The 26,681-nt window shown below is 47.7% G+C and carries 34 protein-coding genes; 23 read left to right on the forward strand and 11 right to left on the reverse strand.

What is annotated here, in order from left to right:
• Positions 1-2 precede the first annotated feature (2 nt).
• The 15 genes from vscD (at position 3) to vopQ (ending at position 10,780) form a co-directional block, all read left to right on the forward strand.
• Positions 3-1,304 (forward strand): SctD family type III secretion system inner membrane ring subunit VscD, encoded by a 1,302-nt coding sequence (gene vscD / locus ACF8CV_RS06745; protein WP_005477850.1) that lies wholly within the window; start codon positions 3-5, stop codon positions 1,302-1,304.
• Complete coding sequence (locus ACF8CV_RS06750; protein ID WP_005464594.1) at positions 1,291-1,500, forward strand: EscE/YscE/SsaE family type III secretion system needle protein co-chaperone; 210 nt, start codon at positions 1,291-1,293, stop codon at positions 1,498-1,500. The genes vscD and ACF8CV_RS06750 overlap by 14 nt, the downstream gene beginning before the upstream one ends.
• 11 nt (positions 1,501-1,511) lie before the next feature.
• Complete coding sequence (gene vscF / locus ACF8CV_RS06755) at positions 1,512-1,760, forward strand: type III secretion system needle filament protein VscF (protein ID WP_021448600.1); 249 nt, start codon at positions 1,512-1,514, stop codon at positions 1,758-1,760.
• A gap of 3 nt (positions 1,761-1,763) precedes the next feature.
• Positions 1,764-2,123, forward strand: a complete 360-nt coding sequence (vscG, locus tag ACF8CV_RS06760; protein ID WP_005477707.1) for a YscG family type III secretion system chaperone VscG — start codon at positions 1,764-1,766, stop codon at positions 2,121-2,123.
• On the forward strand, positions 2,120-2,746 hold the full coding sequence (gene vscH / locus ACF8CV_RS06765) for a YopR family T3SS polymerization control protein VscH (RefSeq protein WP_029835347.1): 627 nt from the start codon (positions 2,120-2,122) through the stop codon (positions 2,744-2,746). The genes vscG and vscH overlap by 4 nt, the downstream gene beginning before the upstream one ends.
• An 8-nt stretch (positions 2,747-2,754) precedes the next feature.
• Complete coding sequence (gene vscI / locus ACF8CV_RS06770) at positions 2,755-3,099, forward strand: SctI family type III secretion system inner rod subunit VscI (protein WP_005464519.1); 345 nt, start codon at positions 2,755-2,757, stop codon at positions 3,097-3,099.
• Positions 3,099-3,845, forward strand: a complete 747-nt coding sequence (vscJ, locus tag ACF8CV_RS06775) for a SctJ family type III secretion inner membrane ring lipoprotein Vsc (RefSeq protein WP_005500485.1) — start codon at positions 3,099-3,101, stop codon at positions 3,843-3,845. The genes vscI and vscJ overlap by 1 nt, the downstream gene beginning before the upstream one ends.
• Positions 3,838-4,503 carry a SctK family type III secretion system sorting platform protein VscK gene (vscK, locus tag ACF8CV_RS06780; RefSeq protein WP_021448596.1) on the forward strand — a complete coding sequence of 222 codons (666 nt, stop codon included), beginning with the start codon at positions 3,838-3,840 and terminating at the stop codon, positions 4,501-4,503. Before vscJ ends, vscK begins: the two co-directional genes overlap by 8 nt.
• A complete protein-coding gene (gene vscL / locus ACF8CV_RS06785; RefSeq protein ID WP_075984022.1) occupies positions 4,482-5,120 on the forward strand; it encodes a SctL family type III secretion system stator protein VscL in 639 nt (212 codons plus the stop codon). The genes vscK and vscL overlap by 22 nt, the downstream gene beginning before the upstream one ends.
• A gap of 212 nt (positions 5,121-5,332) precedes the next feature.
• A complete protein-coding gene (locus tag ACF8CV_RS06790) occupies positions 5,333-5,761 on the forward strand; it encodes a CesT family type III secretion system chaperone (RefSeq protein WP_075984021.1) in 429 nt (142 codons plus the stop codon).
• A 3-nt stretch (positions 5,762-5,764) separates the two neighbouring features.
• The gene (vopS, locus tag ACF8CV_RS06795) at positions 5,765-6,928 is read left to right on the forward strand and encodes a T3SS effector adenosine monophosphate-protein transferase VopS (RefSeq protein ID WP_138937515.1); all 1,164 of its coding nucleotides are present in this window, start codon (positions 5,765-5,767) and stop codon (positions 6,926-6,928) included.
• 242 nt (positions 6,929-7,170) lie between these two features.
• Positions 7,171-7,620: a type III secretion system chaperone gene (locus ACF8CV_RS06800; protein WP_005464342.1), complete on the forward strand. Its 450-nt coding sequence runs from the start codon at positions 7,171-7,173 to the stop codon at positions 7,618-7,620.
• Positions 7,621-7,629: 9 nt separating this feature from the next.
• On the forward strand, positions 7,630-8,607 hold the full coding sequence (gene vopR / locus ACF8CV_RS06805; protein WP_138937516.1) for a type III secretion system effector VopR: 978 nt from the start codon (positions 7,630-7,632) through the stop codon (positions 8,605-8,607).
• Between the two features lie 226 nt (positions 8,608-8,833).
• Positions 8,834-9,292 (forward strand): CesT family type III secretion system chaperone VecA, encoded by a 459-nt coding sequence (gene vecA / locus ACF8CV_RS06810; protein ID WP_005464648.1) that lies wholly within the window; start codon positions 8,834-8,836, stop codon positions 9,290-9,292.
• A gap of 9 nt (positions 9,293-9,301) precedes the next feature.
• Positions 9,302-10,780 (forward strand): type III secretion system effector VopQ, encoded by a 1,479-nt coding sequence (gene vopQ / locus ACF8CV_RS06815; RefSeq protein WP_138937517.1) that lies wholly within the window; start codon positions 9,302-9,304, stop codon positions 10,778-10,780.
• A gap of 72 nt (positions 10,781-10,852) precedes the next feature.
• On the opposite strand, the gene ACF8CV_RS06820 is transcribed toward vopQ, so the two are convergent.
• The 3 genes from ACF8CV_RS06820 to ACF8CV_RS06830 form a co-directional block, all read right to left on the reverse strand.
• Positions 10,853-11,479, reverse strand: coding sequence for a flavodoxin (locus ACF8CV_RS06820; RefSeq protein ID WP_180794537.1), 627 nt, complete (start codon positions 11,477-11,479; stop codon positions 10,853-10,855).
• 87 nt (positions 11,480-11,566) lie between these two features.
• Entirely contained in the window at positions 11,567-12,505 is a 939-nt protein-coding gene (locus tag ACF8CV_RS06825) for an alpha/beta hydrolase (protein ID WP_138937519.1), read from the reverse strand.
• Between the two features lie 71 nt (positions 12,506-12,576).
• A complete protein-coding gene (locus ACF8CV_RS06830) occupies positions 12,577-13,491 on the reverse strand; it encodes an alpha/beta hydrolase (protein WP_138937520.1) in 915 nt (304 codons plus the stop codon).
• A 128-nt stretch (positions 13,492-13,619) separates the two neighbouring features.
• On the opposite strand from ACF8CV_RS06830, the gene ACF8CV_RS06835 reads away from it, so the two are divergent.
• Positions 13,620-14,537: a LysR family transcriptional regulator gene (locus tag ACF8CV_RS06835; protein ID WP_021823137.1), complete on the forward strand. Its 918-nt coding sequence runs from the start codon at positions 13,620-13,622 to the stop codon at positions 14,535-14,537.
• Positions 14,538-14,647: 110 nt separating this feature from the next.
• On the opposite strand, the gene vscU is transcribed toward ACF8CV_RS06835, so the two are convergent.
• From vscU to vscN, 8 genes are read right to left on the reverse strand one after another with little or no spacing between them, the layout of a single operon-like run.
• Positions 14,648-15,703, reverse strand: a complete 1,056-nt coding sequence (gene vscU, locus ACF8CV_RS06840; protein ID WP_017448968.1) for a SctU family type III secretion system export apparatus subunit VscU — start codon at positions 15,701-15,703, stop codon at positions 14,648-14,650.
• A gap of 15 nt (positions 15,704-15,718) precedes the next feature.
• Positions 15,719-16,504, reverse strand: a complete 786-nt coding sequence (gene vscT, locus ACF8CV_RS06845; RefSeq protein WP_138937521.1) for a SctT family type III secretion system export apparatus subunit VscT — start codon at positions 16,502-16,504, stop codon at positions 15,719-15,721.
• Positions 16,501-16,767, reverse strand: a complete 267-nt coding sequence (vscS, locus tag ACF8CV_RS06850; RefSeq protein ID WP_005464497.1) for a SctS family type III secretion system export apparatus subunit VscS — start codon at positions 16,765-16,767, stop codon at positions 16,501-16,503. Before vscS ends, vscT begins: the two co-directional genes overlap by 4 nt.
• 13 nt (positions 16,768-16,780) lie before the next feature.
• Complete coding sequence (gene vscR, locus ACF8CV_RS06855; protein WP_138937522.1) at positions 16,781-17,431, reverse strand: SctR family type III secretion system export apparatus subunit VscR; 651 nt, start codon at positions 17,429-17,431, stop codon at positions 16,781-16,783.
• Positions 17,428-18,414, reverse strand: a complete 987-nt coding sequence (vscQ, locus tag ACF8CV_RS06860) for a SctQ family type III secretion system cytoplasmic ring protein VscQ (RefSeq protein WP_079857775.1) — start codon at positions 18,412-18,414, stop codon at positions 17,428-17,430. The genes vscR and vscQ overlap by 4 nt, the downstream gene beginning before the upstream one ends.
• Entirely contained in the window at positions 18,390-19,910 is a 1,521-nt protein-coding gene (locus ACF8CV_RS06865; protein WP_328287966.1) for a type III secretion system needle length determinant, read from the reverse strand. Before ACF8CV_RS06865 ends, vscQ begins: the two co-directional genes overlap by 25 nt.
• Before the next feature lie 9 nt (positions 19,911-19,919).
• Positions 19,920-20,381, reverse strand: coding sequence for a type III secretion system central stalk protein VscO (gene vscO / locus ACF8CV_RS06870; RefSeq protein WP_005464592.1), 462 nt, complete (start codon positions 20,379-20,381; stop codon positions 19,920-19,922).
• Positions 20,378-21,700: a SctN family type III secretion system ATPase VscN gene (gene vscN / locus ACF8CV_RS06875; protein WP_138937531.1), complete on the reverse strand. Its 1,323-nt coding sequence runs from the start codon at positions 21,698-21,700 to the stop codon at positions 20,378-20,380. Before vscN ends, vscO begins: the two co-directional genes overlap by 4 nt.
• A gap of 186 nt (positions 21,701-21,886) precedes the next feature.
• Between vscN and vopN the strand changes: the two genes are divergently transcribed.
• The 7 genes from vopN to vcrR are packed head-to-tail and all read left to right on the forward strand — an operon-like array spanning position 21,887 to position 26,653.
• The gene (gene vopN / locus ACF8CV_RS06880; protein ID WP_138937523.1) at positions 21,887-22,780 is read left to right on the forward strand and encodes a SctW family type III secretion system gatekeeper subunit VopN; all 894 of its coding nucleotides are present in this window, start codon (positions 21,887-21,889) and stop codon (positions 22,778-22,780) included.
• The gene (locus ACF8CV_RS06885; protein WP_005464474.1) at positions 22,761-23,045 is read left to right on the forward strand and encodes a TyeA family type III secretion system gatekeeper subunit; all 285 of its coding nucleotides are present in this window, start codon (positions 22,761-22,763) and stop codon (positions 23,043-23,045) included. The genes vopN and ACF8CV_RS06885 overlap by 20 nt, the downstream gene beginning before the upstream one ends.
• Positions 23,032-23,403 (forward strand): type III secretion chaperone SycN, encoded by a 372-nt coding sequence (gene sycN / locus ACF8CV_RS06890; RefSeq protein ID WP_005500521.1) that lies wholly within the window; start codon positions 23,032-23,034, stop codon positions 23,401-23,403. Before ACF8CV_RS06885 ends, sycN begins: the two co-directional genes overlap by 14 nt.
• Positions 23,403-23,780, forward strand: coding sequence for a type III secretion system protein VscX (gene vscX, locus ACF8CV_RS06895; RefSeq protein ID WP_005464441.1), 378 nt, complete (start codon positions 23,403-23,405; stop codon positions 23,778-23,780). Before sycN ends, vscX begins: the two co-directional genes overlap by 1 nt.
• Before the next feature lie 5 nt (positions 23,781-23,785).
• A complete protein-coding gene (gene vscY / locus ACF8CV_RS06900) occupies positions 23,786-24,130 on the forward strand; it encodes a type III secretion system chaperone VscY (protein ID WP_021822202.1) in 345 nt (114 codons plus the stop codon).
• The gene (gene vcrD / locus ACF8CV_RS06905; protein ID WP_011105897.1) at positions 24,114-26,240 is read left to right on the forward strand and encodes a SctV family type III secretion system export apparatus subunit VcrD; all 2,127 of its coding nucleotides are present in this window, start codon (positions 24,114-24,116) and stop codon (positions 26,238-26,240) included. The genes vscY and vcrD overlap by 17 nt, the downstream gene beginning before the upstream one ends.
• On the forward strand, positions 26,240-26,653 hold the full coding sequence (gene vcrR, locus ACF8CV_RS06910) for an LcrR family type III secretion system chaperone VcrR (protein ID WP_021448583.1): 414 nt from the start codon (positions 26,240-26,242) through the stop codon (positions 26,651-26,653). The genes vcrD and vcrR overlap by 1 nt, the downstream gene beginning before the upstream one ends.
• The last annotated feature ends 28 nt before the right edge of the window (positions 26,654-26,681 follow it).

Genomic DNA, 26,681 nt, shown 5'->3' on the forward strand with positions numbered 1-26,681 from the left:
AAATGCAGCAATGGAAAATTCGTATTTTATCCGGCGTGCATTCTGGGGTTGAAGTCACACTGCCAGAAGGCGCATTGGTTTTAGGTAGCGACGACTTTATCGCAGACCTTGTGTTATCGGATGCTGGCGTAGAAGCCAATCACTTCACTTTAGTGTGTGACAGTGAATCGGTGATGTTGCGTGGATGTCAGGACGTAACCATCAACGGTGAAAACCGAGCGGTTGGTGAATCGGGCATCGAGCTAGAGCGCCACGCGGTGATCTCTGTTGGCGTGGTGAAATTTGCACTGGGTTACGTTGAAGACGAGCTGATCGTCACCAACGTTACGGATGCTCAAACCAAACAAGATGCACCAGTCGTTACTGCGCAAAGCACAAGCTGGAAAAGAACCGCACTGATAGCCGTGCTGTGCAGCGCGATACCAAGCGCGATATTCGCTGGCATGTGGTACAGCCAAGCCAATGGCAATGACAGTGAAGTTGTGGCAGAAGCCGAACCGATTGTGTTGGTACGCAATATTTTAAATGAGCTTGGGCTCAATGATGTGCGTGTGGAGTGGAACGCTACTGCTCATCAAGCAGTTTTAGAAGGTTATGTCGAAGACAGAACGCAGAAACTGCAACTGCTGGGAAGAATCGATGTTCTGGGTATTAACTACAAAAGTGACCTAAGAACGATGGAAGAAATCCGCCGAGGCGTGCGCTTCATTCTTCGTAACCTTGGCTATCACCAAGTGAAAGTCGAGAACGGGGATGAAACTGGCACGTTGCTGCTGACGGGCTACATCGATGACGCCAGCAAATGGAACCAAGTCGAACAAATTTTAGAACGCGATGTACCCGGTTTGGTCGCTTGGAAAGTCGAACTGCAGCGTGCAGGCGCGTACATGGACACACTAAAAGAGCTGCTCACCAACGCGGAGCTGCTTAAAAAAGTTCAATTAGTGACAAGTGGTGACCGCATTGAAGTACGTGGTGAATTAGACGACATCGAAACCACACGCTTTTACGGCGTGACTCGGGATTTTCGTGAGCAGTATGGTGAAAAGCCGTATCTGGTTTTGAAATCAATTCCCAAAGTCAGCAAAGGCACGGACATCGACTTCCCGTTTCGTAGCGTTAATTTTGGCCAAGTGCCATACGTCATTCTTACCGATAACGTTCGCTACATGGTAGGGGCTCGCACTCCGCAGGGTTATCGCATATCCAGCGTAACACCAGCAGGGATTGAGCTGGTGAAAGGCGGGCGCGTTATCACTATTGAACTTGGATACGAAGGCGAGAAAAACCATGACAAATCTTGAACAGATTCTAAATAACGACCTAAGTGGCATTGAAGTGCAAAACATTAAGAGCAAGCTCTTACAAGCACAGGCAGCGGTAAAGCGTCAGTTGGACTTGGGATGTCCTCCGCAGCAGTATCAATTGCTACTAAAACAGTATGAAGCATACACAGCGGCACAGGTTGTGATTGAAACATACGAAGCTAACCAAAAATAAAGGGAAATCCTATGTCATTTTACGATGCGACCAACAGTGTAAACCTCGATGACGTTAAAACGAAACTTGAGCAACAAGCGAAAGACGCGAACAAATCCGTCACCGATGCAATTAAAAATTTAGAAAGCAACGCGGACGATCCATCTAAGCTGGCTGAACTTCAGCACGCTATCAACAAATGGTCGGTGGTATACAACATCAACGCAACCACCACTCGTGCGATCAAAGATGTGATGCAGTCGATCCTGCAGAAGGTGTAATGCATGGAACGAGAATTACGCCAGCTGTTGGCTGAAATTGCTTTGATGGCGACGGGGATGCATCGTCATCAAGAGGCCAATACGATTGCTGATTGCCTTGAGGAGACCTCGAACTCTGAAGAAGTCGTAGTAATGATTCGCGCGATGAGCCTGATGAATAAAGGCGCGTACGAAGAGGCACATCGATTACTTGAGCCACTTTGCACCGCGTATCCTGACCTAATCAGTTTGGCGGCACTAGCGGCAGCAAAAGCAGGGTTACTAAGCCAAGCTGAACGTTGGATGGAACTGGCAGCTCAAGGCAGCGAAGAAAGCCAAGCTTTTGCGGCGAGCTTCACCCAAGACATTAGGAATCTTGGATGAGAGTCGACCCTAGCTTTGTCGGACAAACGCCCGCTCATTCAACCGAGGTTCGTCACTATGAACGCGACGATGCGAAGCGAATGAGCGAGCTTATGACGCGAGAAACCACGGCCGAAGTTTCTCGCTCAGCTCCCAAAGACACGCTGACAAAAGTAGAAGAGAAACTCAACGCAATTAAAGATTGGTATGCGTCGATCAAGGAAGCAGAGACTGTCTCTAAACAAAGCGTGCTTTCTTCGTTAAAGGACGTTTTTTCTGATCCTCAAACACAAAAAGAAGCGCTGTGGTACGCCTTTCATCAGGCGAAAAGTGCCAAAGGAACGGATGATGCCGTTCCGGAATTATTGAGCGTTCTGAAACAAGAGTTGCTCGGAGATTTTGCTGGCCAGTTAATGGCTGAGCCGCCAACAGACAGAGCAGCATTAAAAGCGATGCTTGCGCAAAGCTTCCCACTTGGCGCTCAGAAAGAACAAGCGCTTTGGCATTGTTGGGCAGAGCTAAAGTCTTTGCCAGAGATGACATCAACAGTCGATTTAGTACGTGAAGAGCTGAGTTTTGTTATCCAAAAAAACGCGATGGTGAAGAACATCATGACTCACAGCCATAAGTTAGATTTGTCGTAGGAGTACACATGATCAATACACAGTACACCGAGGTGATGCAAACCAACCTTGAGAAGTTGCAAGATGCTCAAGTCGAAGACGGGCTGAGTGAGCGTTTTGAACAAGCCATGTCTATTCCGGAGGGGAACAACGGTTTAGAAGGCGGTTTGCTAGAAAACATCAGCGAGCTAAAGAATACCATCGACAACGCGAAAAGCAGTCTGCAAGACAGCATGAAAATGGTCGGTGACGATCCTGCGCAACTGTTGCAAATGCAGTGGGCGTTAACGCGAATCACGTTTCAAGAAGAGTTGATCGCGAAAACCGTGGGTAAAACCACACAGAATGTCGAAACGCTTTTGAAGGCGCAGTAATGATGAAGAATAAAATGCGCGCGCTTTGCCTTGTATTGGCGCTGTTTTTGGTGGGTTGCCAAACCGAGCTTTACACCAATGTGAGCCAAAAAGAGGGCAACGAAATGCTGTCGATCTTGTTATCGGAAGGCGTGGTGGCGACCAAAGAACCGGACAAAGACAACAAAGTAAAATTGATGGTCGATAGCTCGCAAATCGCGTTCGCCGTTGATGCATTAAAACGCAAAGGCTACCCACGAGAGCAGTTCTCGACGTTAAAAGAAGTGTTTCCAAAAGACGATTTAATCTCCTCGCCATTGGCGGAAAGAGCGCGTTTGGTTTACGCAAAATCGCAAGAGTTGTCATCAACGCTATCGCAAATTGATGGTGTGCTGGTGGCGCGAGTCCACGTGGTACTCGAAGATCAAGATCTTCGCCCAGGCGAGCGTCCGACTCCTGCTTCGGCATCGGTGTTTATTAAACATGCTGCCGATGTGGCATTGGACTCTTACGTGCCTCAAATCAAATTGTTGGTGAACAACAGTATTGAAGGGCTGAATTACGACCGCATTAGTGTCGTGATGGTGCCATCTTCGGAGGTGCGAGTGACGACTCAAAGCAACCAATTTAAAAGTATTTTGTCGGTGCAAGTTACCAAAGAAACGGCGAACCATCTCATCGGGATTTTAGTGTTTATGGTACTGCTATTGATAGGCTCGAATGTCGCGACGTTCACGTGGTGCCGCAGGAGCGCAAAGCGTGGTTAAACCTGAAACACCGATGGCTCAGGTACTGCATCAGTTCAACTACTGCCCATGCCAGTACCTAGAGCAAAACTGGATCGTGCCAAAGCAGCCTTGGCTTCTTAATCTGGATGGCTGGCGAGATAACCCAAACTTCAACCTTTGGTGTTTAGAAGAGTGGGCGCTTGCGCCTGTTCCAGAAACGGCTTTTAACAAGCCACACCATAGCTTGGCTCTGCTTCCTCCTGATGCGCTCAGTACGTTAATGCTCACCATTGGCGGGGCGTTGCACAGTTTTGCGATGCGCCAAGTGGTACTTAAAAAGCCCAAGCAGTGTTTGAACAACGTGTTTGGTTTGGATATCGCCCGTTTTCTTATTCAGCAAGGGCCGATGTTGTTGTCACAATGGCCGAAAGGTTGGCAAAAAGCGCTACCAGACATGATGAAAGAAGACGAAGTTGAACGTCACATGCTCAAACAGGGCTACGCATGGATGAAGTTCATCTTAGCGAGCTCTTCTCACGATATTTTGCTCCGTTGGCAGTTCAAGCTCGATCAATCACTTAGCCAAGTGAAAGAAAACACCTCTTGGCTCGTTGAAGAGCAGCGTGATCTCGCGTACCGACTCACCAAAAAAATCGCAAAACAGGTTATTCCCCAATGGTTTCATTTGTTGAAATAAAAACCGACAACTTGCAGTTAGCGCCAGGTTTAAAGGTGCTCAAAGCCAAGGATTACGTTAGTTATCTCGATTCGCAACATTTGGTTGAAGCGGCGAATTCGAAAGCCGACAGCATCATTGCTAAAGCGCAGCAAGCGTATGAAACCGAAAAGCAGCGCGGCTATCAAGATGGTTTGGAGCAGGCGAAAATAGAAAATGCGCAAGCGATGGCCGCTACTTTGGCTCGCTGCAATGAATATTACCTGCAAGTTGAGCACAAAATGACGAACGTCGTCTTAGACGCGGTGCGTAAAATCATCGACACATTTGATGACGTTGACACCACGATCAGCGTGGTCAGAGAAGCGCTGCAATTGGTGAGTAATCAAAAGCAAGTGATCTTACACGTTCATCCTGAGCAAGTGGTTGACGTAAGAGAGAAAGTTGCTGGCGTTTTGAGTGATTTTCCTGAAGTGGGTTATGTCGATGTGGTTGCCGATGCGCGCCTCAAAAACGGTGGCTGCATACTGGAAACCGAAGTCGGCATTATTGACGCCAGTATCGATGGACAGATTCAGGCGTTAAAGCAAGCGATGGTGAAACAACTCAGTGAGCGGAAAATGACGTCACCAGAGTAGAGCGTCACCGCCAAATCAATCGAACACAAAGCTCAGCACATTGCTGAGCTTTGTTGTTTTCAAACGTCTTAAAACGAAAAAAATCCGACCATCTTTAGCATATTAATCGCGCCGAATGATGAAAAATAACAGCATCAAAACGGCCTGAGTCACTCTGTTTTCACGACTCGTCCGCCGAATTCGTAACAAGCACTATAGGATTATTCATTCAAATGGCTAATGGATTTATTACCGCTTTGATGACGGATTTTGCTCACCGTTGCCAAATAGAACAACTGGTTTTTGATGGCGACGATTGCTGTCATCTTTTGATTGACCAATACACGGCAATCACTGTGCGTGCTGAGGATGATCGCCTGACGCTCATTGGCTTGATTTCTGGCGACAAACCAGAACATGACGTGATGCTGCAATACATGAAAGCGTCGCTCACTCAAGGCTCTCCAGCTGTTTACTGGGACGAGGACGTCGGTTTTGTTGGCTTTGTTCATATAAGTCAGCAATGGCTGGATGCAGCGATGTTAGATGAGTCTCTCGGCAATTTCATTGAATGGTTAAAAAGCGCGACAAACTCAACAATCAGTGACGAGCCAAGCGTGCCAGTGATGGATGCTAACCAATTCTCTACATTAAGGGTGTAAATCATGATCAGTTTTGGAAATGTGAGTGCATTGCAAGCGGCGATGCCACAAGCTCGTAATGAGATTCTAAATGAAGGCAAACTCAGCATTGGTGGTAAGGAGTATAAGATCAATGCTGCTACTCAAGAGTTTACACGCGCAAACCCTACAAGTGGTGCAGTCGCGCGCTTCTTTGAAGCTACTGGGAAATTATTTCGTGAAGGCAGCACGCAGTCTGTGGCAAAAGCGATCACAAAAGCAGTGTTTGACAACGAACAGGGACAAGCTCAGCGTTTGCAAACATCGTCTTCTGTCGAGCATGGTCAGATGTTGTTTAAAGACGCGAACCTCAAAACGCCTTCAGATGTTCTGAATGCGTTTGCGAAGTTGGACAGCAAAATGGTGAAGTCTCACGCTGCTGAGCTGAGCCAACTTGCCGAACGAGCCATGACAGAAGTGATGCTAGAGACGGATTCTGGCAAGAAACTCAAAGCGCTGATTGGTGATGATGCCGTTAAGTCGCTCGCGGTGCGTGTGGTGAAAGATTACGGTGGTGGCGTGGCGGCTGCTCAGAAAAATCCAGAAGTACGCATCAACCAAATGCAAGCTGTCTTTGACATGGAGGTGATGCACCTAAAAGCAGCGCAGCGACATATTGAAGGGCTCGCAAGTACGGATTTAGACCAAGGCGTGTATGCAGAAGGTCTTCCTGAAGACGCTTTCAATAAAGCTGGCGTGACGAACAATGTTGAACGCGCAGCGGCTTGGATCATCAACGCTTCAAACTCAAAAGGGAACGATGCGGAAAACATCACGTCATTATTGAAAGAGTACGCGACCAACGGTAAAGACTTGCTGAATATGGACAACCTAAAAGAGTTGCATGCTCGTTTGGTACCAAATGTAGAACGCGATTACCGTGGGCCAAATATCTCTGGTGGCACATTACCATCTAGTATTGGTGGGGAAGGCATGTTGAAGCAACACATCGAAGGCTTTTTGAAAGAGAATCCAGTTGCGGACAAAGACCTCGGTAAACATTTATTTGCTGGTGTGATTGGTTATCACGGCTTTACCGATGGCAACGGACGCATGGGGCGCATGCTTTATGCCATCGCTGAACTGCGTAATGACTCGTTCAATCCTCTGGCGATGAATGCTGAAAATAGCCTTCACGGTATCAAATAACTTAGCGCACGAAATAACTCAGTGATTTTCGGTGTTGGTATTTGTATGTTAGTAAGAGCGGCGAGCGCCGCTCTTTTTGTTGCCGCTGTTCATGCGATTCAATCTCATCGACTTTTAAAACGGCCAATAGCAATAAAATTCGGACGTTTAAATAAAGTCCAACTTCAAAGCTCACCCTAAAATGTCCCTCATTGTTATGCGCTTACTTCAATAAGCCGTCATCAAATTTAACAGGACACAACATGGATACCGGAAAGATCAATATTCTTCTCGCAGAGCTAGGGGATTCACTCAACCTTGAGCGTGTTACAGAGTTTGAGCATCAAATGTGGTCGCTCTGTTTCAGCGAAGATAACGCTATCGATGTGCAATTTGTGCAAGAGAAGAACGAGGTGCTTGTTTCAAAAAGCCTAGTGGTAGAGAAAGATATTCTCACCGCCGACAAGCTCCAAGTGCTGCTGGAATACAACTTTTTGTATCGCGAAACGGGCGGAGTGCAGTTTTGCATCAACCCAACCACCAAAGACATTCTGCTTCAAATCGCCATCACGGCAGACACCGAGATCAGCCAATTAGCCAACGTGATCAGTCAGTTGAATGAGTTGAGTGACACTTGGGTGCAACTGTTCCAAAACAACACGGTTGTCGATTTTAGCCAACAAACTGGCTCACACCCGTTTATTCAAGTTTAAGGTTTTTACATGGTTAATATCAATACGTCACACATGCAGTCGTTGAGCCAGCTGACGTCACATTTGGCGACACAGAATCAAGCGGACGATAAAGAGATTCGAGCACACAACGGCAAAGACATTTTCGTAAAAGAAGGGGCGCCAAAAAACAAAAGCGTGAGCGCTCGTATTAGCCATCAGAACAAAGCGAAAGACATCGTGGTGAATCTGCTCACCAAGCAGGGCATTCCAAAAGATGTGGCGAAGCAAATGCTACAAAACGTGCTCAATGGCGAAAATAAACTGACGCTCGGCAATTTGAAAAATCTTGAAAGATTGTCGTCTGGCCCAAGTTCGCATTGGCCTGCCGCACAAACCGACACCTCGTCTTCCAAAACCAGCAAAGCCTCATCCAGCGTGGCGCTGATCAACGAGCACAAAGACAACCTTCAAAAGCTGGGGGATTTTGCATGCACAGACTTAAATACGTTTGGTCAAAAAGGGTCGCCGTTTTATGAAACAAAAGGCGCGCCAAGGCTAAAAGCTCTTTACGCGAACCAAGCACGAATCGCGCAAGACCAAAGAGCGACCATGTCTGCCAGCGCAGTTCAAGCTGCCGCTCAAAGAGGCAATGCTCCGCAGCTAAGTACATTACAGAACATTGCTAAGTATGTACAAAATGCCAAGGCAGGTTGCTGTACCACATTTGCTTTCGCTGCCGCTGCTGAAATGATTCAAGGCATGTCGGGCACACCAGAAAACCAGCCAAAAGTAGAAGTTGTGGCGTTTAAAAAAGGCCATTCTGGCACGCACCTTTATGTATTGGTAGGGAGACAAGAAGGCTGCGACATTAAAGACCCATCGACGTGGAATAAAGACGTAAAAATCGTCGATCCTTGGGCGGCGTCAGCATTTGGTGCGACCATGTTCGGTGATGCCCAACGCCCGCCAGTATCGAACATGTTCCCCCCAACAGAAGTGATTTTCGATAGCCACAAACTTGGTTAATCGAGGCTTGTACGTTGATTTGACATCGAACATGAAAATCGAACCCGTAAGAAAAGAGCAGCAGAGTGTTGCTCTTTTTTATTTATAAACCAAATAGTTAAATTGAGGTTGTATCTGAGGCCATCATCACAAAGAAACGGTGAAAGTGACAAAAATAAAACCATTAGCGACATCGTCAAAATGGGAATCGGTGTTCAATAGAGTGACGGAAACAAGAGGAAAGATTATGAACACGATTCAACCACTACTCGATGAGTTTTGTCGTTTAAATGAATTACCACCGCTCATTTTAGAAGATGGAAATCGTTGTCAGCTTCTCGTTGATGATCGATTCGTGCTGTACTTCACCGCCACAGAAGACGACGCCTTAATGCTCTCTGTTGCGTTTGGAGGCTTAGAAAAATCGGGAGAGTTGCGCGTAAGAGGCTTAGAGCTATTAGCCCGCGCAAATTACCAAAGAGTAGGCAGTGGCAACTTGGCGTTATCGCTCGCCCCAAATGGTCGACAACTTGTCTTAGCGGGTCGCCAACCTACCGAGCATCTTAACTCAGCCAATCTGACAGTTTGGTTCCACGAAATCATCGAACAGACCGAACTTTGGCAAGCGCGTTTTGCCATGTTGGATCAAGATCTTTCAGCCACTTCAAATCATGAACAAAGTCATGTTCAACCACTGCGTGTGTAGGAGGGAGTTATGGTGAATACAACGCAAAAAATCAGTCAAAGCCCAGTACCCGATTTGGAACAGTTTCGTGCCATTGCCGCGCAAAAAGATGACCGAGTAATCAGCAAAAGAGGCGAAGTCAAAGAGCCATCTACGTTCCATAAAGGCCACAAGTTTGCTTCTGTTAGCGAAGGCGTATTAAGAAAAAAATACACCAAGTTCTTCCAAGAAAATATCAAAACGCACCTCGACTTGAAGCAGGCACTGCTTAAGGAAGAAAAACCAGAAACCGCACTTTTGGCTTATTCATTAGTCAGTCCGTCAGGCTACCGAGGAGAACCATTAACCGAGCGAAAAATCTTGGAAGTGGTGAGCCTGCTTGATGAAGTAAAAGTCGACGGTGACACCTATCAGCAGCTCAAAAATACGTTTGATTCGATCAGCAAAGATCCGCGTATGCAAGTCAGTTTGGAAAACCAGTATCCTGGGAAAATGGACGGTTTCGGCGCGCAGTTGTTGGAAATGGGAAAAGAGAAGCTGAAAGGCTCGGGTGTTAACGCTGCCATCAATTTGGCGTTACCCGGCGTAGGCTTACTCGTCGCCACAGGGCGTGAACTCCATAAAGCGTCCGTCAATGGCGATGCCGAAGCGTATCATCATCAACTCGAGCAAATCTCGCAATTGCCGGGAAGAGATCAGCGCTTATCGATGCCAATGCAACAAACGTTAGCCATTGGTCACGCGATGCTGTCCGCTGAGGGCGCAGTTGGTGCCACACTTGGCATGGCGACAGGCGGTTTGGGTACGTTTGGTGTAAGCTCTGTGGCGACGGCAGGGGTTACGCCAATAGCAAAAGAAGCCATTGGAACTGCTTTAGCCACTGGCATTATCAGCGGCGGGGGCTTTGTTGTTGGCCAAGCTGGGGCGTATGGCTTAAATAACGAAGTGCAAGACCAACTCAAACAAGGGCCAATGTCTGGTGTGCTGCCACGTTTGGAAATTTCAAACGTGAAGGGCGATTTCACTTTTAGCATGCAGGAGCCGGCGGCAGTTCGCGCACTGATGGCGTATCTTGGTCCTAAAGAAGATACATCAATGAGCTCACCTCAAGCGCCAAAAGAAGCGCAAGAGATGGAAGCCGCACGCTTAACACTCAAGCAAATGCTTGGCTCAAGCCCGAATGAACACCTCGTTCCAGATGTCGATTCACTGCTTAAACTGAGCGATGAAGACATGCCAAGTCAGACGGAATCTACGGCGAACGGTGCATTTAAAAAGCTGTTAAGTGAAGATTGGGATTGGCTGATGCCTGCTGTCCGAGCAATGGATAAAGGTGAAGCGAACAAAATCAACGAGAAGTTGACGTACAAGCTGCCTTTGGACGCCGCAAACGGACGTGTGTATCTCGATAAGAGCCCGAACCTAAGTGACGCCCAGCTTGATGCATTAGATAAACTCGGCTCACCAAGCCAGTTACGACTAATGTACTTAGCCGAAGGCTGGATTTAAAAGAAAAGGGAGCATTCGCTCCCTTTTTGCCTATTATATTGCCGCTTAAACAGTGCCATGTTTAACGTGAACTTATTGATTGGGGTTGAGATGGTCAAACGCGGCTAACATTTCGTCTGTAGATAACTGGTCTCCCATTCTTCCTCGTTTTACATATTGATGCTCGAAGCTTGTTGCGCCTTTGGCTCCAACTAATGCAGCAAATTCGTCAATAAAGTGTTGTTCAAATTTACTATTGAACGAGTTAAACAATATGACCCGTTTGTTGGTTAAATCGTTGTCTTTCACAAATTGCCAAATAGGTGGGGCTGGACTGTATAACCAAATAGGAGAGCCGAGATAAACCGTATCGTAAGAGGAGAGGTCGATATGCTGTGGGACGATCTCTGCAACATTACTTCTGGCATCTTTCAACGCACTTATCCATCCTGGAATGCCGAGCGCGTAGCTTTTGGCAAAAATTTCATAAACATGCCCATTTGTTTTATTGGCAATATGTTCGGACAGAGTGGCGGTATTCCCTGAGCGAGAGAAAACGACGATTGCGGTTTTAGACTCACCGGTTAACGAGTGCTGCAGATGTTCCTGCTTTTGTTTGTACTTGCGGTATTGCGAGTTTTCGATTTGAGTAACGACGAGAGCAACCACCATCAAAAATACGAACAATATAAATAGAACGATGAGCGTCCATCGAAACATAGTCACTGACCTATGGCTATTAACTGAGAAATAGGAATAACAGAGAAGAAAGAGTGCGACCGGTTTGGTGGCACTCTTGATTTCAGATTACTTCAAATGCTTATCCAAGAAGGGCGCGACTTTCTCCATTGCCATGCCAACTGCTTGAGGATGGTCATACAACTCATAGTGAGACCAGTTTTCTAGATCAACTAGTTGGCGATTCTTTGATGCGACAGCTCGACCATAAACCTCCTGACCATCACGATAAGCGCCAAACGCTCCCACTTTTTGACCAATCACGGTCATCACTGGTTGAGTTAATAAGGTTTCAGTGAAGGCGAAAGCATCCCAACTTAGGGTTTTCTGAGCATGAGAAAACAACATGCGCGTGGCTCCGCCTTCAGTCTGTCCGCGAGGCGTTTTATAGTAGTCAGTCGCCTCAAACACATCGCGCTCAGTTAAGCCATTTTCTTTGGCAAACTCTAGGCTTGGTGGAAGAAGTTCGTTGACTTGTAATTCTCCGCCGCGAGCTTCAGCGGTACGCTGTGCCGCCATTGCTTCCAGCGTGCCGTTTGGGTTGTACAAGCTGAATCCTTCACGGAATAAGCGTCCCACATTGACTGGCGTAATGCCAACGACCGCTTTCAAACGTTTTTCTGTTAAAGCGGCACTGATGACATAAGCCCCGCCACCGCAAATTCCCAAGCCACCAATTCGAGTTTCATCGACATACGGCAGGGTTACTGCGTAGTCGATAACGCGACTGATGTCTTCAACGCGTTGGCTTGGGTCTTCAACATAACGAGGTAACCCTCCAGATTCACCTTGAAAGCTCGCATCAAAGGCGATCACAACGTAACCAAGCTCAGCTAATGCTTTTCCGTATACCGCGCTTGACGTTTGCTCTTTGCAACTGCCAAATGGGTGAACGCTTATCATGGTTGGGTAACGTTTGGATTCATCAAAACCTTCAGGTAGTAGAATAAGTGCCGCGATATCCCAAGCCATATCTGCGTTTCTGAATGTTACTTTTTGAGTGTTCATATCTTTGTTCCTAGTTTCAAATTTGGCTCGAAATCGCAGAGCCAAACTATCTGGTATCTCAAATCAATCTGTTAAAGCGTACGTTGGAAAAACGGCGCTAGAGCGCCAATCGCTTCTGCGATAGGGTTTTCACCATCATAAAGATCCATGTGATTTGCGCCGTCAACGACATACATGTGTTTATCCGTACTCGCCGCTCGTTCCATTAGGTCATCGCTCATCCATTTACTGCCAGCCTCGCTACCGACAACGGTCAGCAATGGTTGAGTCAAGAACGCTTCTGCTTTGAAAAACGCATCGTAAGTGATGATTTGATTCAAACTACGTGCGGTTGCAAAGCCCGGCGCTGTGCAATATGCCGCGCGATCGGTGTGGTAATACTCCCACGCTTGGCGTAACTCTTCGTTTGGCGCGTCTTCTTCTTTTAACGGCGCCATTGGGATTGTGACAAACTCAGCGCCGCTCGCGTCTGAAGTTCTGGCGAGTGACCCCGCCTCGATGTAAAGGATGGCGTCGCTGTCTTTCACACTGTTATCCCAACCATTACGGAACATTTGACCGATATTAACCATGCTGACGGTACCGACAGCCTTAATGCGGCGGTCATTAATCGCTGCGTTCGCGGTGTAACCGGCACCTGCACAAATCCCCATTGCACCAATGCGTTCGTTATCTACGTAGTCAAGAGTGGTGAGATAATCGATAACGGCACTTACATCTTCGGTACGAATGTAAGGGTTTTCTAGTTGGCGAGGCTCACCTGTACTTTCGCCCTGAAACGATGCGTCGAATGCGATAGTCACGAAGCCATGTTCTGATAGTTTTTTCGCGTAGGTTCCCGCTGTCTGCTCTTTAACGCCGCCACCAGGATGAGAAACTACAATGGCAGGATACGGTTTAGATTCATCAAAGTTTTTAGGAACGTTAATCACCGCTGCAATAGAGATACCCAGACCATTTAGATTTTTGAAAGTAACTTTAGACATAACGAAATTCTCCTGTAGCGTTTCACTGTTTTGTCTCGTGGGGCGTAAGCCTTGGGTTAATACTAGTGAACGAACTGTATTAGATAAATATCGTTTTACACACATGACTGTTAAGTTATACTTAACAAATGGCTATTGAACCTTCCCTAATATCTTCACTAACGTGGTTTGCGCATGTAGCGCGCCATCGCAGTTTTACGAAAGCCGCCTCCGAAATGGGAGTGACGCGGGCTGCATTGTCGCAGCATGTCAAAGGGCTAGAAAAACAACTTCAAGTTAGGCTGCTAAATCGCACGACACGAAACATGTCTCTGACCGAAGAAGGGCAGCGTTTGCTCGACACCCTTCATCCATCATTGAGCAATATTGAGCAAGCCCTAAATTCGCTGAATGATTTACATATCGAGCCTGCGGGGCTCATTCGTATTAGCGTGTCTAGAACAGCCGCTCGGCTTCTTATCGAACCGCACTTGGGGGAGTTTTTATCTCGTTATCCGAAAATACGTTTAGAGCTGATCATGGATGACGGTCTGACAAATATTGTTGCGGAAGGGATGGATGCAGGAATACGTTTAGGTGTTAGCTTGGATGAGCACATGGTCGCGATTCCAATCACTCCAAATTTGACAAACGCGATAGTCGGTTCTCCAGATTACTTCAAGCGATATGGCAAACCTGAAACGCCGAATGACTTAGAGCATCACAACTGCCTCGCGTACCGTTTTACCTCAAGTGGCACACTCGACCATTGGTCACTCACGTCTCCTGATGTTGATAAACATACGGTGATATTTGAACCGAAAGGCAATGCGGTGTTCAACGACGATTACAGCATGTTGCAAGCTGCTATTCAGGGGGTGGGACTTATCAAGCACATTGATTTATGGGTATTGAAGTATCTTGAAGAAGGGAAACTGGAGCGCGTTTTTGTTGATTGGTGTAAACCGTTTCCGGGCTTTTATCTCTATATCCCTTCACGTGAAAACATGCCCAAGAAAATCCGCGTCCTTATGGATTTTCTGATTGAAAAGCGCGCTGAGCTTTAGGTTTACAAGTAAATCATACGCGCTTTCTGCAGACGTATCCGTGCTAGAAATGTTAAATCAACCTGAGTTTTATTGAGGACAAAGCAACGTACTTTGCCCTTTGAATAAAGCTATCTTTGAGTACCATCAGATTCCAATGACGCTAGCCAACGGAGCACTTCTGCCGTGGCTTCAATTAACTCGCTTGGGATGTATTGGTCAACGTTGCCGTCGGCATAAAGCGCACGCGCCAATGGCACTTTTTGCATTACGGGAACGCCTTCTTCTCGCGCAATTGCAATCATGCGTTTAGCCATCGCATCGGTTTCCATCAAAGTGATGACAGGCAACGGTGTTTCGCCTTTTTTGTAGTACAGACCAACCGCGATGTGAGTCGGGTTAGTTACTAATACGTTGGAGCGCTTAACGTTTTCGCGTTGATTAGAAGCTTGAAGTTCTTGATGAAGCTGACGGCGTTTACTTTTGATTTCCGGGCTGCCTTCCATCTCTTTGTATTCACGTTTCACTTCGTCCTTGCTCATTTTGAGCTTCTTCGTGTGGTCAAACTTTTGGTAGGCAAAATCTGCCGCAGCGATCACGACAAAACCAACCGATGAAATGATCATCAATTGTTTAATCATAACTCCCGTCACCGCAGGGACACATTCCAATCCACAAGTTGGAATTTGCATTAAGGTGTTGATGTTGCCCCGCAGCGTAACCCAAATGATGCAGGAAAGCAGAGACACCTTGAGTATCGACTTGATGAACTCAATGACGCTTTTTAGCGAGAAGATGCGCTTTGCGCCCTCGACAGGGTTGATTTTCTTAATGTCGGGTTTGATGGATTCGCCACTAAAAAGAAAACCAAACTGTCCCATGTTAGAAAAAATCGCGATAAGCGCTGCGACCAAAATGATTGGCGCGAGGAGGTAGGCCATCTCTTTGGCGATAGCGATGGCAACATCGATCAATGCGTCTTGAAAGCCTTGATATGCGAGTTCGCTTGGCAGCAAAAGTAGGGCAGAGATGTGCGACATGTAGTAATCGGCAAAGGCGAACAGCACGGCGATGAGTGCCAGAATTAACGCCGAAGAGACGATCTCTTGGCTCTTTGCGACTTGTCCTTTTTTGCGGGCGTCGCGGAGCTTTTTGGCGGTGGGTTGTTCGGTTTTTTCACCACTCATAGAACATCCTAACCTTTATTTCCAAATCGTGTTGAGCTGATCGCCAAAGCGAGTGATGCCATAAAATAGTGCTTCAAAGTGATCCATCATTAATCCGAGATAGACGATCAATAACACACTCGCGATGGCACTTTTGATGGGCATCGCCAAGAAGAAAACGTTGAGTTGTGGCGCAAAGCGGCTGATCAGCGCAAGGCCAAATTCGGCTAAGAACATCGCGAGCACAAGTGGCGCCGATATTAAGACACCAAGCCACATTAACTGTTGAAACTGATCATAGAAAAAGCTTACCCACGCGTCCGTGACCATCGGAAAAAAGCCGAGTATTGGCCAAGTGGTGTAGCTTTTAAACAGAGCGTAGATAAATGCAACAAAGCCACCGCCAGAGAAGAACAAGGTGATCAACGTTTGGGTGAGTAACACCGCCGTTGGGGTGGATTGAGACCCCAGTGTTGGGTTGAACATGCTCGCCATCGCCGCACCGCGTTGGTTATCCACCAAAAAGCCAGTGGCTTCAATCGCCCAAAAAGGAATGGCAGCGACAAAGCCAATCAGCATACCCAGCAAGACTTCTTTACCTAGAATCACAATCAACCAAAGGCCGTCAGTTTCGGCGGGAAATGCTTGCTCGTTTACGACGGGAAAAATAAACAACGCAAGTGAGCAAAGTACGCCGTTACGGATCATTGCACCGCCAAGCATCTGTTTGCTCAAAATAGGCAGAAAGATAAAGCACGCCATGAGCCTTGGCAGCGTCAAGCTATAAAGAAACAAAGCTTGGTGTAAATCGTCGTAACTCATCGTATTTGTGGAATTTTATCCAGAGCGAGTGAGGCAAAAGCGTGCAGTTCTGCACCTAGCCACTGCGTTGTGATGAACAGGGTGATGATCACGGCAATGAGCTTCACGACAAACCCTAACGTTTGCTCTTGTACCTGAGTCAGTGCTTGGATCAGCGACACTAAGGTGCCGACTAATGCTGCGACCAAAATTGGTGGTAGCGACAAGAACAGAACCAAAGTGAGTGCTTGCGTTGTGAAATGGATGATTTCTGCAGGATTCATTCTCTTTCCTTCATCAACCGTAACTCAGCACTAAGCCGTGCGTGAGTTTTGTCCAGCCATCAAGCAAAACGAAAAGCAGTAACTTGAAGGGCAGAGAAATGGTCATTGGTGACACCATCATCATCCCCATGGCGAGCAGAATATTGGAAACAATCAAATCGATAGCGATAAACGGCAAGTAGAGTAGGAAGCCGATTTCAAAAGCCCGCGTTAACTCGCTGACCGTAAATGCAGGCAGCAACAGCAATAAGCTGTCGGATTCCAAACGGTCCACGTATTTTTGCGGCCACAGCGTGCGTGCTGCGTCGGTAAAAAATATCGCTTCGGTTTCACGGATGTGCTGTTTCAAAAACTCGCGATACGGCTGTAAACCACTTTCAATCAGGCCCTCAACGCTGGCAGAGTCTTCCAAAGAAATGTCGTGCTGTTTTACGTAGTCGTACGTTTCAAAGCCAACCGGTGCCATGATGAAAATCGACAAAATGATCGCCAAGCCATACAGCGCCATATTCGGCGGAATCTGTTGTACGCCAAGCGCATTTCGCAGCAGCGAAAACACGACCGCGAGTTTCACAAATGAGGTCGCCATCATGGCGATAAACGGGATCAATGCCAGCAGCGCAAGGCTGACAATGAGGTTTAGCTCATCAGGTAACTGAATCATGCCGGCTCCTGAGTGCCGCCGAATAATTCAAGCACACGTACACCTAAATGATCGTTGACGTTTACCAGTTCACATTCACCAATGATTTTACCATTCGCGCGCAGTGTCACGGGCTTAGACACCGGTTGGTTGAGCTCGAAAACGTACCCAGGTTGCAGTTGGTTGAGTTGCTCCAGCGTGACGGTTTGGTGGCCGATGTCGAACGTGAGTTCCACAGGCAGTTGCTGGTGGTCTGTGAGTGTTTCGGATGTGTTTACGTCATTCATATCGGTTTCTTTCTCAATGATGTAGAGGGTGTTGTCTTCAAGTTGACAACGCCACAGATTCTTATTGGATACCTGAACAATCGCTTGTTGCTGGGCGATGTAGCATTGGTCAAAAAAGATCACGTCTCCAAGCTCTAACGAATGGAATTGATTTAAGTCCAGGTGCGTTTTGCCAAGGCTTAGCCAGACAGGAAGGGCAATATGCTGAGTCAGTTGCGACGAGCATGGCGGCAGCGCATCAACTAAAACGCTTTGACCTTCACTTACCCACAAACAAAGTGATGCGCTCGGTTTGTTTAGCGTCAGCATTAAGGTATTGCGCTGCGTTTCGCTTTGTTCCAGCGGTTGTAATTTGCTGAGGATAGGTAACTGACCAAATAGGCGTTTGAACGCGTCAGCATGAGGCTCAATCTGCGTACTGAGCAGAGCTAACTGCAACGAGTTTGGGAGAGATTCAAACGCTGTCGCATTCAAAGTTGAGTGAAGCCATTGCTGCAGTTGCGCGGAACAAAAATCGACTTGAATGGTTTGTCCACCAACCAGAGTGGTCAAGCGGTAGCCAGAAAATTCCGGTTTTTGCGATGCGGTTATTGAGATGCTGTGCTCGTCACGTCCTTGAAAGTGGCATTGTTTAGCGCAGAGCTGATTGGTCAGCGCAATGCTCTCGGCATCGACTGTTGGGATGGTTAATTTCATTGATCCGCCTCGGGTTGCCATTCTTCATAAACGCTACGTTGTTGGCGTGATTGTTGTTGATCTTGCTGTGTGTGACCGTGTTGCGACGTCTGCTCGCTGATCGATACGCGCAAAGGCTGTTCAAAGCCCATGCGGTTTAAACGTTCTGCCAGATCTTGCCTTGCTTGTTGATTGATGATGGAAAGCGCATGCTCTTGTCGAATCGTCACGCTATAACCTTGCGAATCCAACTTGATGTGGATTTCGCCACCTTTGAGTTGGCCCTCGCTCAGAAACAATCGTACTTCTTTCTCATTCGATGCTGTTGGTAGCGCCACGTACACTTTATCCACCAATTGCTGAATCAGTTGGCTGACTTCACGAGTTGGTTGAGTAGGTTGTGGGGGCGAGATGCCTTTCAAAATCACATCGCCTTGAGTAATCGGTGTTGTGACTGGTTGATGCATCGGCTTGTCACTGCTTTTTTCTGAATCCAACATGGCTCTATCTAGCAACGTGCGCTCACCCTTGCTCGCTTTGGGATGTTCATCATTCGGGAGTGGTGTTTTCAAATTGCGCGAATTAAAGCCAAGTGATGAGTCACCCTCATGCTTGTTTACTTCAGTTTTAGTTGCAGTTTTGTGCACAGTTGAAGTGACAGGATGAGAGGCGAGTGACGCAGAAGTCGCAGACGCAACGGTTGTTGATGCTAATGTTGACGCTAAAGCGTCGGATACCGTTTCCACTGTGTTCGGCTTCGTTCCTGCAGTAGGAATGTTCTTAGTATCTTTCGGCGACTGTGTCGATTCGTGTGGCTCTGCTGTTTTAGCAGTCGCAAGTTCGGTTTTAGAATCATCATGATCTTCGACCAAGCGTTCAAATGCGTCTTGCTCGTCAGCGTTTTTCTCACGCTTATTCGAAGGCTCCATTGGTAGTTTCTTATCACCGGTAGTAGGAATTCGAATGTCAGATTTCATGTGTGCGTCCATATCGCTTGGCGTTTTGTATTGGGTGTTCAGAGCGATAGGTGACGACGTATCTGATTCGTTGTTTATATTTTCTGTGACGACGTCATTATTTTGAGCAAAAGCAGATTTCTCAGCCGTCTTACGCTGGTTGCTACCTGTCGAATGCAGTGACGCAAGAGAGCGCTCTGAGTAATTTTCAGTAAACGGTTTTTTAGCTTCTAACGCAGCTTGATTGTTGGCTTCATTTGGCAGTGGTTTGTCTGGGTTTTCATTTAGTGCACGCTTAAAGCGCGATTGAAGCGTAACGTGATCGTCAGTTAAAGTTTTTGACTGTGAAGTAGAATGCAGTGATGCAAGAGAGCGCTCTGAGTAATTTTCAGTAAACGGTTTTTTAGCTTCTAAAGCCGCTTGATTGTTGGTTTCATTTGGCTGTGGTTTGGTTTGGTCTGGGTTTTCCTTGAGCGCACGCTCAAAACGCGATTGAAGCATAGCATGATCGTCAATCGGCATTGGAGATTGTGATGAATGAGGCTGCGTACTTGGGGTATCCGTACTTGGTTTAATGCGCATGATGAACCTTTAGATAATATCGACAGTGCGAAACTCTTCTTGCTCGAGTTCTTCTTGGTACTGTTGTTGGCGCGATTGTTCCGCGATTTCTTGTTGTTGCAACTGAACGAATTTTTCTTTGGTTTTATGGGCTTGAAGGGCCTCTTGTTGTTTTTGTTTTAGCAGAGTGCGCTCTTGTTCTAACGTTACTTTTACTTCTGCTACGCGCTGCTTGAGCTCGGCTTCCCGTTCTCTAAGTAGGGCGATTTCTTGTCTTAGCGTTTCCAGCTCTTTAAGAAGCACGGTTTGCTGTTTGGCTTTCGCGAAGCGGCGTTCTTCTTCTTCCTGACGCCAAACGTGATAGTCCGCTACCGAGCGTTCTGCTTTTTGCAGCTCTGCCGCCACGTTGGCAACTCGGTATTCTTGGCGTTGAACGGCTTTATCGGCGCGGTCTGCACGAATTTTCTTAATTTCTAATAATCGTTCGATCATTGACCTGCGATGCCTTTCAGTTGAGCGATAGCACCTTCAAGGTCGCTTGGCTCATGGGTACCTTGACGTAAAAAGGTGCGAATATCGTCACTTTGCGCGATTGCCAGATCGGCACGCGGGTCAGCGCCATGTTGGTACTCGCCGATTTTAATAAGCAGCTCGACTTCTTCATATTTCGCCAACATTTCACGCAGATGTGCGGCAGATGCTTGATGATTCGGCTCGACAATTTGGTTCATTACTCGGCTTGCAGAGCGGAGCACATCGATGGCCGGGTAGTGGTTCATCGCTGCCAATTTCCGCGAAAGGATAATGTGTCCATCCAGAATGGATCGCGTTTCATCTGCGACAGGCTCGGTCATGTCGTCACCTTCGACCAATACGGTGTAAAGGGCAGTGATAGAGCCTTTGTCCGATTGGCCTGCGCGCTCCATTAGTTTTGGCAGCGCGGCAAAAACAGAAGGCGGATAACCGCGTCGAGTTGGTGGTTCACCAGCGGCAAGACCAATTTCACGTTGGGCACGAGCAAAACGCGTGACGGAGTCCATCAGCAGCAAAACGCGCTTGCCTTGGTCTCGGAAATATTCGGCGATAGAAGTCGCAACGAACGCTGCTTTTGCGCGCTCCATGGCTGGTCTGTCGGATGTCGCAACGACCAGCACTGAACGCGCCATACCTTCTTCGCCCAAGTCGTGTTCGATGAACTCTCGCACTTCTCGTCCACGTTCGCCAATCAGAGCAAGAACGGTTACGTCCACGTCCGCAGAGCGAATCAGCTTCGCAAGCAAGGTACTTTTACCGCCGCCAGCCGCAGCGAAAATGCCCATACGTTGGCCTTCACCACAAGTGAGCAAGCCATCTATGGAGCGAACGCCAAGAGAAATTGGTTTTTCGATCAATTTACGCTGCATCGGTTGCGGGGCATCACGATAAACGGGATACCAAGCACTTGGCTCTTGGCTTTGTGCACCATCGAAAGGGCGCCCCAGTCCGTCGAGGATTTTACCCAGCAAGTGATCGCCGACACCGACTTCGTGCATTTTTCCCATCGGGCTCACCTCGGTATTGGATGAAATGCCAAACATGTTGCCAAGTGGGGTAAGCAGCGCGTGATGTTGTTGAAAGCCGACGACTTCAGCCAACAACGATAAGGTTTGGTCGGGATTGCGCAGCTCACACAACTCTCCAACGCGTACGCCCGGCACCACAGCCTTGATGATGGTGCCGGTTACTTGAGTAACGCGTCCGCGAATTTGGATCAAACGCGTTTGTTTGATCGCAGATTGCTGAATATCGGTGATGTATGAGAAATCGTTCAATGTAAAAAATATGCGCAATGATTGATGCTGGGAGAATAGAAAGGATGGGTTGGTATTTATAGTGAATATTGGTCGGGAGTTTTTAGAAAACTGAAAACGCCCTAAAAAAACACGTCTGATTTTGACAGCCTGATAAAAACGCACTTCATATAATTCGCTTGTATTGTACGAAAGGAGTGCAAGTGAATGAGCATTATCAATAGTCAGATAGCAACCAACACCAAGTTTGATGCGTCGGTCCGAAATGGATTGGAATCGTCTCGTGCGGACAGTGCCGTAAAAGGCAGTTATCGAGGTGAGACAGTGCGCGTGCACAACGCCACTCAATCGCTTTTTGACGCGATGGAAGAGCTCACATCACTTGGCTCCGAAAAAGCAGAAAAAGATCTCACCAAACGCAAAATAAAAGACGGTGGCGTTCGCGTTAACGAAGCGCATGAGCTGGTTTCTGATTACCTCAGAAAGGTACCTGATCTAGAGAAAAACCAAAAAATCAAAGATCTTGCGGCCAAAATGGCGGGTGGCAACATTTCGACCATCGCTCAGCTTCAAGCGTATTTGAACGGGTTTTCGGAAGAGAAAAGCCACCAATACTTAGCTCTAAAAGCGGTGAAGAAATACTTATCGGCCAATCCGGAAAGCAAGCACTTATTGGCGCTGATTGACCAAGCGATCTTGAAAATCGAGCAGAACCCGGATTCTTGGTCGCAGATCGACACTGAAATCCGTGTTTCTCATTTCGCTGATGAGTTTAGCAAAGAGCAAGAGTTCAGCTCTCTTCATCAATTGCGCGGCTTTTACCGCGATACGGTGCACAGCTATCAAGGGCTTGGCTCTGCATATCAGGATGTTGTCGATCGTTTTGGTGAGCAAGAAGTCTCTACTGCGGTGGACTTCATGCTGCAAGGCATGAGCGCCGACCTTAGCGTGCAAGGCAGCAACATTGACTCCGTCAAATTGCAGCTGCTGATGTCCGATATGCAAAAACTCAAAACGTTAAACACCTTGCAAGACCAGGTAGCGCGGCTATTTCAAATGTTCAAACCAGAAAGGATGAGTCATGGCTTATCAGGCTTCTGATTTGATGGCTGACGTAATTGCTCTGGTCGAGCAACGTTGGGTCAGCAGTGAAGAGATTTGGAAGATCGCAACATCAATGGAGTTGGTGGCAATAGAACAGAAAATCGATTTTTTTCGAGAGCTGCACAAGTTGATACGACACATCCCCGTTGATGTATTTGCTGACGACGAACAGAGACAAAACCTAATACAAGCCGCACAAAAGGCGCTAGACGAAGCCATTGATTTAGAAGAAGAGGAAGCGTGGGACGATGAGTTGGATTGATGCATCAGTCGATGAGTTTTGCCGAGGAATGGGTTTAGATGCGGTGGATTTTTCTGCCGCAGGACGTGTGCAGTTGAGCTTTGAGCAAAGCGGCACATTGCACATAGAAAAACATCATGATCGACTTTTCCTTATGTTGGCGCGTGCGTTGTCGTGGCATCAGTCGGGCGAGCGTATTCAGCATGCGCTGCGTTTGTGCCATGCCGAACAGGGTTGGCCATTTGAAATGAAAACCGGTTTGCTCGACGACGAAACCTTGGTGTTTTCCGCCAAAATTGAAGGCGATGAAGTGACGTTGCCGACACTCGAACAAGCGTTCGCGCTTTTAGTGCGTCTTCACGATGAAGTGGCAAGTTGATGACCCGAGTTAGTACGTTAAATGTCGGCATTGAAGCCTTTACTCACGTTTCCCATGGTGAAGTCGACACGGATTTCCCCAAACGATTTCAGTTACTGCCGGATGGGCAAGCCGTCGCTACTCATTTGGAAAAACTGTATGACCTAAGACCGTCCGATCAATATTTGTTGGCGTTAGCGAAGCCAAAACTGAACCATTGTGAATTGCTTCGTCCAGAAAAGTACCGCCAGCAATTCGACAACACTTTAGCTCGCGTTCAGCAACTCGCACAGGAATCTGGCTCAGCGAACCTTGCTAAAGCCGCCGAAACCCTACAAAGCACACAACTGGACCAGCGTTACCTCACCATGGCGCTCAATCTTCTTATTCAGGTTTAACCCACATGCTAAGCACCAAAGATATTGAGCTGCTGCTGGTTCACGCTGCGCTTCAAGTTCAATACCAACAACCCGATCAAGCCATCGCGATACTGGATGCCGTTTTAGAACTCGAACCAGAACGCGAAGATGCATTACACACGCTCGCGGTCGCGTGTTTGCAAACTGGCCGTTACACCCGCGCTGTTGCGATATGTGAAGGCTTACTGAAGTCGCAATCGCAGTCTGTGCAAGCAGCGGGAATTTGGTTTTGCTTGAGCCAAGCGCGCTGGAAACAAAATGACGTCGAGGGCGCACGCCAAGCGCATCGACGCTATCTGCAATCTTTACATAGTGAATCTCATGAATAAGTTGATCGATATTCTAAACAAGGTAGGGCAACGCAAAGACATCATGCTCGCAGTGATGTTGCTGGCGATCGTCTTTATGATGATTTTGCCTTTGCCAACCGCACTAGTGGATGTGCTGATCGGCGCAAACATGAGTATTGCTGTCGTGCTGCTGATGTTGGCGATTTACATCACCACGCCACTGGAGTTTTCGGCGTTTCCGGCAGTATTGCTGATCACGACGCTATTTCGTTTGTCGCTGTCAATCACCACGACACGTTTGATCCTGCTTCAAGGCGATGCGGGTCAAATCGTTTACACCTTTGGTAACTTCGTCGTTGGCGGCAACCTTGTCGTTGGTATCGTGGTCTTCCTGATCATCACTATTGTACAGTTTATGGTGATCACCAAAGGTTCGGAGCGTGTTGCTGAAGTTAGTGCTCGATTCTCTCTTGATGCCATGCCGGGCAAACAGATGAGTATCGACGGTGACATGCGCGCTGGAGTTATCGATGTTCACGAGGCACGTCATCGCCGTTCACTGATCGAGAAAGAGAGTCAAATGTACGGCTCGATGGACGGTGCAATGAAGTTCGTAAAAGGCGACTCCATTGCGGGCTTGGTGATCATCATCGTGAACATCTTGGGTGGCGTCACCATTGGCGTCACGCAAAAAGGCATGAGCGCGTCAGAGGCGCTTGAGCTGTTTGCGATTTTGACCGTAGGCGATGGCTTGGTATCGCAGATTCCTGCGCTATTTATCGCGATCACCGCTGGTATTATCGTTACGCGTGTTTCCCACGAAGACTCGGCCGACTTGGGCTCCGACATTGGTGGGCAAGTCACGGCTCAGCCTCGAGCACTGTTGATTGGTGGTGTGCTGCTGGTCTTGTTCGCTCTGATCCCTGGCTTTCCGAAAATTACATTCCTAGTGCTGGCTTTGGTGGTCGGTGGCGGCGGTTTTTACCTCTTCTATCAACAGAAAAAACAAACCGAATCTGAAAGCAGCGATCTGCCGAGCTTTGTCGCGCAGGGAGCGGGCTCTCCTGCCGCGAAACCCAATAAACCAACACCGTCTCGTGGTAGCAAAGGCAAATTGGGTGAGCAAGAAGAGTTCGCGATGACAGTACCACTGCTTATCGATCTGGATTCAAGCTTACAAGAAAGCCTAGAAGCCGTCGCACTGAACGACGAACTCGCCAGAGTAAGACGCGCGTTGTATCTCGATCTTGGTGTACCGTTTCCGGGAATTCACCTGCGTTTTAACGACGGGATGAAAAACGGCGAATACTTGATTCAGTTGCAAGAAGTGCCCGTTGCACGTGGTCGTATTGAGAAAGACAAATTGCTGGTCACAGAAGGAAGCGACCAGATTGAGTTGCTTGGTGTGCCGTTTGAGCAAGATGACGACTTCCTCCCGGGAGTCTCGAGTCTTTGGGTCGCACAAAGCTATCAAGAGAAGTTGACTGCGAGCCATGTCGGCTTCCTTACACCAGATCGTATTTTGACGTTCCATCTATCACACGTATTGAAAGAGTACGCGCAAGACTTCATTGGGATTCAAGAAACTCGCTACCTACTTGAGCAAATGGAAGGCAGTTATTCTGAATTGGTGAAAGAGGCGCAGCGCATCGTCCCGCTACAAAAAATGACGGAGATTTTGCAGCGTTTGGTGTCTGAGGACATTTCGATTCGTAACCTTCGCGTCATTTTGGAGGCCATGGTCGAGTGGGGACAAAAGGAAAAAGATGTCGTCCAGTTGACGGAATACATTCGTTCAAGCTTAAAGCGTTACATCTGTTACAAGTACGCGAGCGGTCAGAACATGCTGCCGGCGTATCTTCTCGATCAGAGCCTCGAAGACACGATTCGCAGCGGTATTCGACAAACCTCGGCGGGCAGCTACTTAGCGCTTGATCCTTCGGTTACTCAGCAATTTGTTAGCGACGTAAAACAGACCGTAGGCGATTTAAGCCGCATGCCGAACAAGCCTGTTCTGGTGGTTTCTATGGATGTGCGTCGTTATGTTCGAAAGCTGATTGAATCCGAATATTACGATTTGCCCGTTCTGTCTTTTCAAGAACTCACTCAGCAGATCAACATTCAGCCACTTGGACGGGTAGGGATGTAATGAACGCCGCACTTGTACAATCGTTGGAACAAACGGGGATCCACGTGACGCCATACTTTTGGCAAAAAAGTGCGATTCAACTTGGTTATCGCATTGAAGTTGATGGCATGGAGCTGGTATTTCGTGTCGAACAAGGGGAGATCATTATTGTACTCCTCAAACGTGTGAGTCCGAATTTGGGGTTGAGTAACCCCTTTTCTTGCCTATTTCTTTTGGCTGAGCACGCCATCCCTCTTTTTCCTTCTGATTGGGTTATCCGCGGTAACGTTGATGTGTTGCGTGGTAGCAACATGAGTAGCCAACGCTTGGCTCAATTCTACTTACGCGCCTGTGGCGCTAGCCACGATCAACAAGCCGACTGGTATTTTTTGCGGCTTGCAGACTATCGCCCACTGAAAAAGAGAAAAATGTAAAAACTCTCGACTGTTACTGACAGCGCCA

It is taken from the genome of Vibrio sp. zbq_1, assembly GCF_043102935.1.
Classification (GTDB): Bacteria; Pseudomonadota; Gammaproteobacteria; order Enterobacterales; family Vibrionaceae; genus Vibrio; species Vibrio parahaemolyticus.